The organism is Vibrio sp. TRT 2004 (genome assembly GCF_050113735.1).
Taxonomy (GTDB): domain Bacteria; phylum Pseudomonadota; class Gammaproteobacteria; order Enterobacterales; family Vibrionaceae; genus Vibrio.
In genome coordinates, this window is sequence record NZ_JBNJOH010000036.1 from 1 (window position 1) to 11,925 (window position 11,925).

Genomic DNA, 11,925 nt, shown 5'->3' on the forward strand with positions numbered 1-11,925 from the left:
GTGGCGAGTGGCGAGTGGCGAGTGGCGAGTGGCGAGTGGCGAGTGGCGAGTGGCGAGTGGCGAGTGGCGAGTGGCGAGTGGCGAAAAATTTTATGGAGGCGACAGCTCATGTCAACTGATTTAATGCGACAGTAACTCTTCGAAGCTCAAAGCTCGAAGCTCGAAGCTCGAAGCTCGAAACTCGAAACTCGAAACTCGAAACTCGCAGCTCAATGCTTATTTCTGAATCAGTGAGACAGTCATAATACGTTATGACATTGCTATAGAGCTGGACACTAATCACCGCCAATCATCCAAAGGAATCACCTGCGCAGTAGGTTGATTATCTAGGTCTGTCACATCACCATCGAGCGCATCTTGAAACTTGACCATTTGCGAGACAAGTTCGCGCATCAGCACGACATTGGCATGGTTGGGATTTTTACAGCTACCGACAACACGATCGATATGGCTTTGTTGCGCCCACAAACGATCCTGCATCTCTTTCGAGGCAGACAAAATCATTTCCTCACACATGTCGTGCTTGAACTGAGTAAATGCTTCGGGATTATTTTGTGCGAGTGCCATCAATTCATCAAAAGAGGGCAAGGTTTGATTAATTAGTGGTGAACTCATAATAGCTCCCTTACACGCAAAGCCTGTGGTTAACGACCTATCCTAAAGATAGGTCAATGCAGGGGAAATCGCGTACTACGAAAACTATCAATCTCAAAATCAAGACAGTTCAATATGCATCTAAACACAAAGATTCTGAAGAAAAGAGACTCGCTACACAATGGAATATACGCAGCGACGTTGACCTTGAATGATATGTTCGGAGCGTTCAATAGAGACATCTTTACCTAGCAAACTCTGAAAAACATTCAGTTCTGACTGGCATAAACTTGGGCAACGTGTCGCCGCTTTACAGATAGGACAATGATTTTCTATTAACAAATAACCTTGTGGAGTTTGCTCAAGCTCAGCCATGTAGCCTTCTTGCTTTCTCAGCTCCACCAACTTAGTCAGTTTAGAGAGCACGTCAGGGCAATGGCTTAATTCAGCTTGATAATTGGCTAATGTCTTTGCTTCCCTTTCATTGGCGACTTTCTGTACCCCTTCGGCACCAAACAGTGTTTCTACCGCCTCTATGACTTGAATAGTCAGCTCGCTGTGGCGGTCAGCAAATTGAGCATGCCCTTTTGGCGTTAGAGACCAGTGTCGGGTTGGACGCCCGACTTTTACTTTCAGATCCTCAAAAGACAAAAAACCCTCTTTTTGTAGGCTTTGCAGGTGTTGACGAGCTCCCATGGTGGTCATGTTAAGTTGCTCAGCAAGCTGCTTAGCCGTGACTGCTCCATCTTTTTTAATTGTCTGTAGAATTAAATCAACACTTTTCATGCTTGCTCCCTCAACCGCAAAAATATTATGGAGCAACCAATTAATAAAGCAAATGCTTTACAGGACTAACTCGGAGGTTACGGCACATACTGCATTGGGATAAGTTTTTTGCTTCGGCTGTATCGTTCGAATAAGTTTCTCAGCGTGTTTGGCAGTGCTGATAAATCCACCGCCTTAAAGCCATGCTGACCATAAAACGACTCAAGATGTTGATAAGCGAAGCAATAGTCCTGATTGGCCAACACCTGCTGCTCACAATAGTTCATTAAGTGATGCCCTAACCCCTTTGCTCTCAAATCTGGAATCACTAACATACCTGTCAACAATCGACACTCTTCTATCTGACGAAAGCGAACCACCGCGACAATTTGCTGATCGATATACCCCGCGAGTATCAATTCATCTTTTTTGGCTTTCCCTGATGGGTAATAAGATTTATATAAGCGAGCTACGAGCGGCAGTTTAATCGGATCTAATACTTCTATATGCAGAGGGCTCATTATCACCAAGCTTCAATTTGAGGTAGAATGCTGGCAGTTTAGATTACTCAACGAAACCAATGCAAATTACAGCTAACGCCGACCTCCACCCTTACCATACTTTCTCTATCTCACAGCAGTGTGACTTCCTTGTTGAGGTGAACTCTACTGAAGAGATAAAGCAGGTTTATCAAAACCCGCAATGGAAACAGCTACCCAAGTTGATGCTAGGTAAAGGCAGCAATATGCTTTTTACCGAACCTTATCATGGTGTAGTGATACTCAATAGAATTGTCGGCAAACAAGTAACTGAGTCTGCAACGCATTGGCATCTGCATATTGCTGGTGGAGAAGATTGGCCATCACTTGTTGAATGGTCAGTCAATCATGGCTATGCAGGATTGGAGAATCTTGCTCTTATTCCTGGTTGTGCTGGCAGTGCTCCAATCCAAAATATCGGAGCCTATGGTGTTGAACTGAAAGATGTGTGTGAATATGTCGATATCCTTTGCCTCGATAGCTTTAGTATTCAGCGTCTCACTAATGAGGAGTGCAATTTTGGTTATCGAGATTCAATATTCAAGCATCAGTTGCATGGTAAAGCAGTCATTGTTGCGCTAGGGCTAAAGTTAGCCAAACGATGGCAACCTCAAATTGAGTATGGCCCGCTAAAATCCCTCGAAGCAAATACTCCAACCGCTCAAGATATCTTTGAGCGTGTGTGCCAGATTCGTATGGAGAAACTTCCAGACCCAAACGTGACAGGTAACGCGGGGAGCTTTTTCAAGAACCCGGTGATCCCTCAATCACATTTTGAACTCCTCAAACAGCAGTTCCCAGACATCGTTGCCTACCCTGCTGACGGCGGGATGAAAATCGCAGCCGGATGGTTGATTGATCAATGTAAGCTTAAAGGCATCAGGATAGGCGGTGCACAAGTACACCCTATGCAGGCTCTAGTGTTAGTCAATAAAGACAACGCAACAGCGTCTGATGTTATTCAGTTGGCAGCTAAAGTTCGCTCTGAAGTGCTTAATCGCTATCAAATTGAGCTTGAACACGAAGTAAGATTTATGGGCTCGCAACAAGAAACCAATCTGCAAGAGATTTTGGAGAAAGCACAATGAAAGAGCATTCGGTCAAGTTATCGATTCTAAAAACACTCTCTCAAGGTGGCTTTCACTCCGGCGAAGAGCTAGGTGAACAACTTGGCGTTTCTCGCGCTGCGATTAGTAAGCACATTAAAGGTATTCAAGATTGGGGGGTTGATATTTTTCGGGTCCAGGGCAAAGGCTACCAGCTAGCTAAGCCAATGCAGCTTTTAGATCAGGATGTTTTAAATCAGGCTCTTGCTACCCCAGTAGAACTGATTCCAATCATTGATTCGACCAACCAATATCTTCTCGACCGCACTGACCGCCTTGAATCAGGATCTGTGTGTTTAGCGGAATATCAGGCCAAAGGTCGCGGTCGCCGTGGGCGTGAATGGATTTCTCCATTTGGTTCTAACCTCTATTTATCTATGTACTGGCGCCTAGATGCTGGCATGGCTGCGGCAATGGGGCTAAGCCTAGTGGTTGGTGTCGCTATCGTTGAAGCTTTGGAAGAGATGGGGCTCAATGGCGTGAAGCTGAAATGGCCAAACGACCTCTACTATCAAGACCGCAAGCTCGCTGGCATTCTGGTAGAGATGTCTGGTCAAGCAGGCGCTGCTGCAAACTTAGTGATTGGTATGGGTATGAACCTGATGATGTCTGAATCCACTGAAGGTATCTATCAGCCATGGGCAAGCTTAAGCGAAGTCGGCAATAGCAAAGAAATCGACAGAAACCAACTTGCTATCACTATGATTAAGACGCTTCATACCGCCCTTAATGACTACGAACTAAAAGGCATGGCAGGGTTTGTAGAAAGGTGGAATCGCCTCGATAACTTCATCGACCGACCGATTAAGCTCATCATGGGCCCGAGAGAGATTACTGGTATTGCTCGCGGCATCAATGAACAAGGCGCCGTTTTGCTAGAAACTGAACAAGGGCTTGAAAGTTATATTGGTGGCGAAGTCAGCCTTAGAGCGGCGAGTGACGAGTGACGAGTGGCGAGTGGCGAGCTTCGAGTTACTTGCTTCGAAGTTTGACTATAAACGCCCCAAGCATGCGACTTAAATGTAAGCACTCTTCGGCCATGTCTTCTCCAACACCTTTGGGAATGTATTGGATTTCAATCGCAATAAGAAGCTGAGTTCTTAACTCAGCTAATGAGCCTTTAGCGATAGAAAGAAAATGTGCCTTTTCTTTGTCAGTGTGCCTTTCCATTCCTTCAGCGATGTTACTGGGTACAGAAAGACCAGAGCGACAAATCTGATCTTTAAACCCATAATCCCTATGTTGTTTAAAGGATTTGTAGACTAAACAGCTTAAAGAAAAGCTTCTTTGCCATATAGCTAACTGTTCATGTTTCATGACGAATATCGACGAATAGAGTATTTATTGTTATGGTCTTTTCTTATACGAAAAAATGAAAATGGTATTACATTGTGTGACTAAGCTGGGCTTTAGAGGTACAAACCTAGAGTCACCAAGCTCGGGACTAGCAACTCAAAACTCGTCGCTCTTTTAGCTTGATACTCGAAACTTTCAGCTTTGTTTGCTACTATCCCTGTCCACTTTTAGTAAAGGCAATACATCCAACATGATGACTAATAGGAATTTATTCGAACAACTTCCTACTTTGGCGCAAGATCCAGCACGGTTTGAAACCTTGTATTCTGCCAAAGATTTTCGAACTCGCTTGATTGAAGCGATTCGTCAGGCAAGTAAACGAATTTGCCTTGTTGCTCTTTACTTAGAGGATGATGAAGCGGGAAGAGAAATACTATCAGAGCTTTATCAAGCTAAGCAGCGCAACCCTGGTTTAGATATCAGCGTATGCGTTGACTGGCATCGAGCGCAACGTGGTCTAATCGGTGCAGAACCTGGTGAAACCAATGCAGCGATGTATAAAAGCTTTGCTGAAAAGCACCAATACAAAATTCCCGTTTATGGCATTCCAGTTAGAGGCCGAGAAGTCTTTGGCGTGCTGCATCTAAAAGGCTTTATCATCGATGATACGGTTATCTACAGCGGCGCCAGCTTAAACAATATTTACCTAAACTATAAAGATCGCTATCGCTTTGATCGCTACCATGTTCTAGAGAATAAAGCTCTGGCAGATAGTATGGTGAACTTTGTCCAACATGAAATCGTTGCACACCCTGCTGTTAACGATCTTGCCTGCCCGAGCAAGCCTGAGACTAAAAAGATAAAAACTCAGATTCGCCAGCTTCGCGCAGCACTTGCAAAATCGTCTTATCAGTTTGACTCTCAACCAGTTTCCCAAGATCAAGTTGCGGTGACGCCGATTGTTGGCGTAGGCAAAAAACGCAATAAGCTCAATCAGGGTATTAACCAGCTGCTTGCTCAAGCAAAAGATGAGATCTTTATCTGTACGCCTTATTTCAACTTCCCTCGTAGTGTTGCGAAAGAAGTAAGAAAGGCCCTGAGACGCGGCGTGAAGGTAACGATTGTTGTCGGTGATAAAACGGCTAACGACTTTTACATCTCACCAGAAGAAGAGTTTAAAACCATTGGTGGTTTGCCTTACCTTTATGAACGCAACCTACGCCAGTTTGCCAAAGCAAACGAAGCAAATATTGCTAGCCGCAAATTATCTATCCACCTATGGAAACACGATGAGAATAGCTTCCACCTTAAAGGTATTTGGGTAGATAAACGCTACATGCTAATTACCGGTAACAACCTCAATCCAAGAGCTTGGAAACTGGACTTAGAGAATGCAATATTCATTCAGGATAACTATCACCACTTAACACCTCAGTTTGAGAAAGAGGTGGAGAACATCCTTCAGCATACTCAGTTAATCTGTACTTATAGACAACTGGAAAAGTTTGAAGACTACCCAGACGCAGTGCAAAAACTAATGCGTAAGATTACCCGAGTGAAAGCAGATCGGGTGTTGAAGCAGATTTTGTGACTGACTACTTTAACGTGATTTTTCAAATGAAAACATGTGGCAAAACTAAATGTATCCTAGTGACAGGAGGTAGTGGGTTTATTGGCTCAGCTACCATCAGGTATTTAATCGATGCGACAGACCACTTTGTCGTCAACTTAGATAAACTGTCCTATGCTGTGGATTCACAAGCACTTGCGGATTATTCTTCACATAAACGCTATAAATTTATACATGGTGATATCTGCGATCAAGATCTTCTCGAAAAGGTCTTAAGCAAATATCAGCCTATGTGGGTTATAAGCCTCGCTGCCGAGACTCATGTAGATACCTCCATCTATTATCCACAAGAGTTTATCCGAACCAATGTCATTGGAACATATACATTGCTCCAAGCATGCCTAGCATATTGGTGGACTATGACTAAAACAGTTCAGAATGAGTTTCGTTTTCTTCACGTTTCCACTGATGAAGTCTTTGGCGACTTAAAATCCAAAAAAAGTAAGTTTAATGAAAATTCTATGTATGACCCTAGTAGTCCATATTCCGCAACAAAAGCATCTGCTGATCATCTGGTAAGAGCTTGGGGACGCACATATAACTTCCCATTTCTGATCACAAACTGTACAAACAATTACGGCCCCTATCAGCACTTAGAAAAACTAATACCGAAAACTATACAAAGGCTTGTAAAGAAGGAGACCATTTCTATTTATGGCTCAGGACTACAGGTGCGTGATTGGTTACATGTTACGGATCATGTCCTTGCATTACATCAAGTATTAAAAGACGGCATTGTTGGTGAAACATATTGTATAGGTGGAAATTGCGAAAAAACTAATATCGAAGTCATTAAGTTGATCTGTAATACTATCGATTCATTAGATAATTCGGGGTACTCTCATGAAAACTTGATTACTTATACAAAAGATCGTGAAGGGCACGACTTTCGATATGCAGTCTGCACTAAAAAAATCAGAAAACTTGGATGGAAGCCAAGTAAAATCTTCGAAGATGAGATTTATAAACTAGTGGAATCCCAGTGGCGTAATAGCAATCGGCTCCATAACTAAGCACCGTAATTATCCAATTAGATGTGAAAGGTAACAACTTGAGAAACTTTCTACAAAACTCATTTATCTGTCATAGTATTGGTGTACTTGGCACATTGTTATTCATCCATGTAATAACAGGTTTTCGAGATAACCTGCCTATTACTGTTATCAATAGCATGTGGCTAGTTTCCTGTGCTTACATTACCACATCGATTACAATTCCCAAAATTACCAATTATTTACTAGTTGATCGAAAGTTTTATATCTTACCAGTGCTTGCTTCAGTATACAGTATTGTAATGACAGTTATACTGCTATTTAGAATAGATTACTCCAGAGAGATTTTACTCTACGGCTTTTGCTTTAACGGTTTCTGGATGTATTTTTCCACTGCATTCAGAGGGGAGCGTTATAAACTTAAATTCAAGGCAATCAATAATTTTAATATAGACAGTTTACACTCTAAGCACGCTAAACTCGATATAACCCTATTGGAATCTTTAGATTTAAATTTAGTATCTCAAGGTTTGGTTGTAGATTTACATGGTCAACTGACACCAGAACAAGAAAAGTTTATTGCTGATTGCAGTGTACATAACATTCCTGTATTTCACTCTGAGAGTATCAGAGAGATGGTAGAAGGTCGAGTGACAACCTCTCACTTATCTGAGAATACAATTGGTACATTGTTACCAAACCCTATATATCATAGTTTAAAAAGAGTCTGGGAATCAGCTTTAATATTATTAACTTTACCTTTGTCTATACCGTTAATGGCGATCACTGCTATGCTAATACGTCTAGAAAGCAGAGGGCCTGTATTATTTGTTCAGGAGCGTGTTGGCCAAGCAGGCAAACCCTTTAAGATTTATAAATTCCGTAGTATGACGGTTAAAACGGATAAATGCACAGACAAGTTCGCAACGCAGGAACAAGCTCGAGTCACAAGAGTTGGTAAAGTTATTAGAAAAATTCGCGTGGATGAACTTCCTCAGTTTTTCAACGTACTTAAAGGTGAAATGGCTTTAATTGGCCCCCGACCAGAGCAAGAGAGCTTTGTTAAACAATTTGAAAAAGAAATCCCATTTTATGGCTATAGACACATGGTAAAACCGGGAATTACTGGGTGGGCACAAACCGTTCAAGGTTATACAGATGACACAGACTCAACAAGAGAAAAGTTGGCTCACGACCTATACTATATAAAACATTTATCGTTCTGGTTGGATATGAACATTGTCCTCAAAACAATCAAGACAATGATGACTGGATTTGGTGCCAAATAATTTGCACAATAAAACCAAAGTTCAATAAAGCGAGATCTGACAATTGATTAATTTAACAACTGTCAGACTAGCTCTCAACTGTTTTATGGTTGTGAATGAGGCTAGACTGAATCTCCGACAGTTGCACTGAATTTACAACCAACCTAAATCTTTCTTGTTACACCTCTGTACGCATAATGAGCAAAGTATTTCACTGAGCTTAGAAATGGCAACCTCTCCACTTCTCGGTATATTCTCCATTGATACTTTAAAACAGAGGCCTTTTTGGCTGACAAAGAGTTTTTTCCAACTCGATATCTAGCCAATGGCATATCTATAATTCCTTGAGCAACCTTTGACTTTTTCAGAATAGAAAGCCACAGTCCCATATCCTGCCTTTTAAGGATATTAGGCATGTACATCGTCCCAACCAATTCTGTGTCGTATATCGCAGTCAAACACCCAATTTTGTTAGACTTCAGAATATCAAAATAGCTTACTTCCTCTGGAGGAACTCTAGTTCCTAATACCTTACCTGCTGTACTAATTACTTCATATGAAGTGTATGACAAAGCAATCCCCCGCTCTAACATGAATTCAATTTGCTTTTCTAATTTTAAAGGATGCCACAAATCATCTGCATCTAAGAAAGCTATAAATCGCCCCTTAGCTTCACTAATGCCGCGATTTCTTGAAACTGCAGGACCGGCATTCCACTTACGTTCTATAAGCTTGATTCTTGGATCGGAAGATGCCATTGCTCTGATTTCATCAGGAAACCCTCCAGGTGTACCATCATCAATCAATATGTGTTCATAATTAGAATATGATTGGGACTGAACACTTATAATAGTTTCTAGTAAAGACTCTCCTGCCCTGAAACAAGGAGTAATAACAGATACGAGCTCAGACATACTTAAACCATATAACCTAGAATTTGCTCTGTCATTGCTTTCATCAGTTCTATATTACCTCTTGATTCCAAATTAAGCCGTAACAAGGATTCTGTATTGGATTTTCTCAAGTTAAACCGCCAATTATCGAACTCCATTGATAAGCCATCAACTGTGTCTATTTTTATTGCATCAGCTTTAAAAACTTGATACACCAAATTAATCACTTTATCAGGGTCTTCAACCTTTCGGTTCAACTCACCTAACGTGGGGTAATTTCGTTTCCGCTCACTGATGAGATCTGACAAATTACAGTTTAAGTTAGACAGTAATTCTATAATTAACATCCATGGAATCATGCCACTATCACAATAGAAAAATTCCCTAAAGTAGTGATGGGCACTCATTTCTCCACCATAGATAGCGTCTTCAGCTCTCATTCTTTCTTTAATAAACGCATGTCCGGTTTTAGATAGTACAGGAGTACCATCATATTGGTGCACTGTCTCAAGAGTACTCCAGTAAAGGCGAGGATCATGAATTATTCTAGATTCGGGGTTCTTAGTTAAGAATGCTTCTGCTAATAACCCTACAATGTAGTAGCCCTCAACAAATTCACCACTTTCATCAAACAAAAAGCATCTATCAAAGTCTCCATCCCAGGCAATACCCATATCAGCTTCACATTGAACTACTGCTTGAGATGTAATAGCTCTATTCTCATGAAGAAGAGGGTTAGGTATTCCATTGGGAAAACTTCCATCCGCTTCGTGATGTATTTTCACAAACTCAACTGGTACACCTAATGTGTTGAACCTAGATTCAATCTCATCGATGACATGTCCTGCAGCGCCGTTCCCGGAGTTTACAACCAGTTTCATAGGACGAATTGTTTCAGGTTTAATATATGTCATCAAATGATTAACATATTCAGCCAAATTTGAGATTCGTGTGAGTCGACCTCGAATAGAAGGTTCCGTAAATTCGTTACGTTCAGCAAAGGTTTGAATTTCTTTAAGTCCGGTATCCCCACTAATAGGTTTGGACTCCTCTCGGACTAACTTCATTCCATTGTAGTCAATTGGGTTATGGCTAGCGGTGATTTCAATACCACCATCTACTCCTAAGTAAGAAGTTGCAAAGTAGATTTCCTCTGTACCCGTCATACCAATATCGACAACATTCACCCCTGAATCCATTAAGCCATCAGCAACCGCTAATTTAAGCTCTTCTGATGTTAACCGAATATCACCACCAACAACCACCGTCTTAGTGCCATCACCTTTAGGGGATAGATACAAACCAAAGGCTCTACCTATGCGATAAGCAATATGTGGATTGAGTTCATTGCCCAATTGCCCACGAATATCATAGGCCTTAAAACACGATAGATTTTCCATGGTCTATTCTCATTTATCTTCTATTCGACCATAGCGGTCTTCAAAACGTACAATATCATCTTCCCCTAAATAGCTACCAGTTTGAACTTCGATCATTTCCAGAGGAATCTTTCCGGGGTTTTCCAGAGCGTGAACAGTGCCTAGGGGGATATATGTAGATTGATCCTCAGTTACTAAAATAGTCTGTTCACCGTTAGTTACTTTTGCTGTACCTGACACTACAATCCAGTGCTCTGAGCGATGATGGTGCATCTGTATAGAAAGCTTTTCACCGGGCTTTACAGTGATTCTCTTAACCTGATCTCTGTGTCCAAAGTCAATCGAGTCATATTTCCCCCACGGTCTATATACTTCGCGGTGCAGTTTATACTCTGTCCTTCCTTGTTGCTTCAGTTGATTAACAACAGATTTGACATTTTGTACCTGATCTTTATCGGCAACAAGCACCGCATCTTTTGTTTCAATAACAACTAGATTATTTACGCCAACAGTCGCAATAAGCTTATTTTCGGAGTGCAGATAATTTCCTTTAGAGTTGACGGCAATAACATCACCTTTAGTAACATTATTTGAACTGTCTTTTTTCTCAACCTCCCATAAAGCAGACCAAGAACCAACGTCACTCCAACCAGCATTCATTGGCACTAAAGCTGCGTTCTTAGTTTTTTCCATCACTGCATAATCAATAGAGTCATCTGGGCAAGCTTCAAAACTCGCTTTGTCAACACGAATAAACTCCATATCCCATTGAGCATCTGACAGCGCTTTCTCACAAGCATCTAAAATCTCCGGCCTATATTTTTTTAGCTCCGATAAATACTTAGATGCCTTAAACATAAACATGCCACTATTCCAATAGTAGTCACCGGAAGCTAGGTAAGACTCAGCATCTGTAAGGTTGGGCTTTTCTACAAACTTGTCGACAACGTAACCAGTTCCCCCCGTTGAGAGTCTCTCACCACATTTGATATACCCATAACCAGTTTCTGGTTCTGTCGGAACAATACCAAACGTTACCAGTTGCCCTTCTTTTGCATATGGATATGCGTTAGCAACTGAACGATTGAACTCTAAAGTATTTTCTATGAGATGATCAGCAGCGAGGACAAGTAGAACAGGATCACTCTCATCCTCGTTTTTTAAAGCTTGAAGTGCTGCAAGAGCAATCGCAGGTGCAGTATTACGCCCAACTGGCTCTAGAATAATCCCTGAATGAGAAAAACCACCAATACGAATTTGCTCTGCTGCAATAAAACGATGCTCTTCATTACAAACCACTATTGGCGATTGGTGTTCAAAGCCTGACAGCCGTTCAAATGTCCTTTGCAGCATGGACGACTCACCAGATAGATTTAGAAACTGTTTAGGGTAGAGTTCTCGTGACAGAGGCCACAATCGACTACCTGTTCCACCTGCCATAACAATAGGATAAATCATATAAA

General features: G+C 41.5%; 12 protein-coding genes. 5 read left to right on the forward strand and 7 right to left on the reverse strand.

Annotated elements, in window-relative coordinates; all coding sequences use genetic code 11:
* Positions 1–279 precede the first annotated feature (279 nt).
* The 3 genes from ACQEXR_RS14300 to ACQEXR_RS14310 form a co-directional block, all read right to left on the reverse strand.
* Positions 280–615 carry a DUF3135 domain-containing protein gene (locus ACQEXR_RS14300; RefSeq protein ID WP_427020584.1) on the reverse strand — a complete coding sequence of 112 codons (336 nt, stop codon included), beginning with the start codon at positions 613–615 and terminating at the stop codon, positions 280–282.
* Positions 616–768: 153 nt separating this feature from the next.
* A complete protein-coding gene (locus ACQEXR_RS14305) occupies positions 769–1,380 on the reverse strand; it encodes a helix-turn-helix transcriptional regulator (RefSeq protein ID WP_427020585.1) in 612 nt (203 codons plus the stop codon).
* A gap of 77 nt (positions 1,381–1,457) precedes the next feature.
* Positions 1,458–1,880 (reverse strand): GNAT family N-acetyltransferase, encoded by a 423-nt coding sequence (locus tag ACQEXR_RS14310; RefSeq protein WP_427020586.1) that lies wholly within the window; start codon positions 1,878–1,880, stop codon positions 1,458–1,460.
* 59 nt (positions 1,881–1,939) lie between these two features.
* Here ACQEXR_RS14310 and murB point away from each other — a divergent pair, with 59 nt between their 5' ends.
* The gene (murB, locus tag ACQEXR_RS14315; protein WP_427020587.1) at positions 1,940–2,986 is read left to right on the forward strand and encodes a UDP-N-acetylmuramate dehydrogenase; all 1,047 of its coding nucleotides are present in this window, start codon (positions 1,940–1,942) and stop codon (positions 2,984–2,986) included.
* Positions 2,983–3,951, forward strand: a complete 969-nt coding sequence (birA, locus tag ACQEXR_RS14320) for a bifunctional biotin--[acetyl-CoA-carboxylase] ligase/biotin operon repressor BirA (RefSeq protein ID WP_427020588.1) — start codon at positions 2,983–2,985, stop codon at positions 3,949–3,951. Before murB ends, birA begins: the two co-directional genes overlap by 4 nt.
* A 25-nt stretch (positions 3,952–3,976) precedes the next feature.
* Here birA and ACQEXR_RS14325 read toward each other — a convergent pair whose 3' ends face one another.
* Positions 3,977–4,321: a four helix bundle protein gene (locus ACQEXR_RS14325; protein ID WP_427020589.1), complete on the reverse strand. Its 345-nt coding sequence runs from the start codon at positions 4,319–4,321 to the stop codon at positions 3,977–3,979.
* 229 nt (positions 4,322–4,550) lie between these two features.
* Between ACQEXR_RS14325 and pssA the strand changes: the two genes are divergently transcribed.
* The 3 genes from pssA to ACQEXR_RS14340 are packed head-to-tail and all read left to right on the forward strand — an operon-like array spanning position 4,551 to position 8,211.
* Positions 4,551–5,891, forward strand: a complete 1,341-nt coding sequence (pssA, locus tag ACQEXR_RS14330) for a CDP-diacylglycerol--serine O-phosphatidyltransferase (protein WP_427020590.1) — start codon at positions 4,551–4,553, stop codon at positions 5,889–5,891.
* Complete coding sequence (gene rfbB, locus ACQEXR_RS14335; protein WP_331416741.1) at positions 5,888–6,943, forward strand: dTDP-glucose 4,6-dehydratase; 1,056 nt, start codon at positions 5,888–5,890, stop codon at positions 6,941–6,943. The genes pssA and rfbB overlap by 4 nt, the downstream gene beginning before the upstream one ends.
* Positions 6,944–6,981: 38 nt before the next feature.
* Positions 6,982–8,211, forward strand: a complete 1,230-nt coding sequence (locus ACQEXR_RS14340) for an exopolysaccharide biosynthesis polyprenyl glycosylphosphotransferase (protein ID WP_427020591.1) — start codon at positions 6,982–6,984, stop codon at positions 8,209–8,211.
* Between the two features lie 143 nt (positions 8,212–8,354).
* Here ACQEXR_RS14340 and ACQEXR_RS14345 read toward each other — a convergent pair whose 3' ends face one another.
* From ACQEXR_RS14345 to ACQEXR_RS14355, 3 genes are read right to left on the reverse strand one after another with little or no spacing between them, the layout of a single operon-like run.
* Positions 8,355–9,104 carry a glycosyltransferase family 2 protein gene (locus ACQEXR_RS14345; RefSeq protein WP_427020592.1) on the reverse strand — a complete coding sequence of 250 codons (750 nt, stop codon included), beginning with the start codon at positions 9,102–9,104 and terminating at the stop codon, positions 8,355–8,357.
* 2 nt (positions 9,105–9,106) lie between these two features.
* Positions 9,107–10,483: a phosphomannomutase CpsG gene (locus ACQEXR_RS14350; RefSeq protein WP_427020593.1), complete on the reverse strand. Its 1,377-nt coding sequence runs from the start codon at positions 10,481–10,483 to the stop codon at positions 9,107–9,109.
* A 9-nt stretch (positions 10,484–10,492) separates the two neighbouring features.
* Positions 10,493–11,920, reverse strand: coding sequence for a mannose-1-phosphate guanylyltransferase/mannose-6-phosphate isomerase (locus ACQEXR_RS14355; protein WP_331416737.1), 1,428 nt, complete (start codon positions 11,918–11,920; stop codon positions 10,493–10,495).
* Positions 11,921–11,925: the final 5 nt, after the last annotated feature.

Excerpts from the sequence above, each read along its gene's own strand:
- ACQEXR_RS14350 (WP_427020593.1), bottom strand. The coding sequence starts at position 10,483 with ATGGAAAATCTATCGTGTTTTAAGGCCTATGATATTCGTGGGCAATTG.
- ACQEXR_RS14300 (WP_427020584.1), bottom strand. The coding sequence starts at position 615 with ATGAGTTCACCACTAATTAATCAAACCTTGCCCTCTTTTGATGAATTG.
- ACQEXR_RS14310 (WP_427020586.1), bottom strand. The coding sequence starts at position 1,880 with ATGAGCCCTCTGCATATAGAAGTATTAGATCCGATTAAACTGCCGCTC.
- ACQEXR_RS14325 (WP_427020589.1), bottom strand. The coding sequence starts at position 4,321 with ATGAAACATGAACAGTTAGCTATATGGCAAAGAAGCTTTTCTTTAAGC.
- ACQEXR_RS14355 (WP_331416737.1), bottom strand. The coding sequence starts at position 11,920 with ATGATTTATCCTATTGTTATGGCAGGTGGAACAGGTAGTCGATTGTGG.
- birA (WP_427020588.1), top strand. The coding sequence starts at position 2,983 with ATGAAAGAGCATTCGGTCAAGTTATCGATTCTAAAAACACTCTCTCAA.
- murB (WP_427020587.1), top strand. The coding sequence starts at position 1,940 with ATGCAAATTACAGCTAACGCCGACCTCCACCCTTACCATACTTTCTCT.
- pssA (WP_427020590.1), top strand. The coding sequence starts at position 4,551 with ATGATGACTAATAGGAATTTATTCGAACAACTTCCTACTTTGGCGCAA.
- ACQEXR_RS14305 (WP_427020585.1), bottom strand. The coding sequence starts at position 1,380 with ATGAAAAGTGTTGATTTAATTCTACAGACAATTAAAAAAGATGGAGCA.
- ACQEXR_RS14345 (WP_427020592.1), bottom strand. The coding sequence starts at position 9,104 with ATGTCTGAGCTCGTATCTGTTATTACTCCTTGTTTCAGGGCAGGAGAG.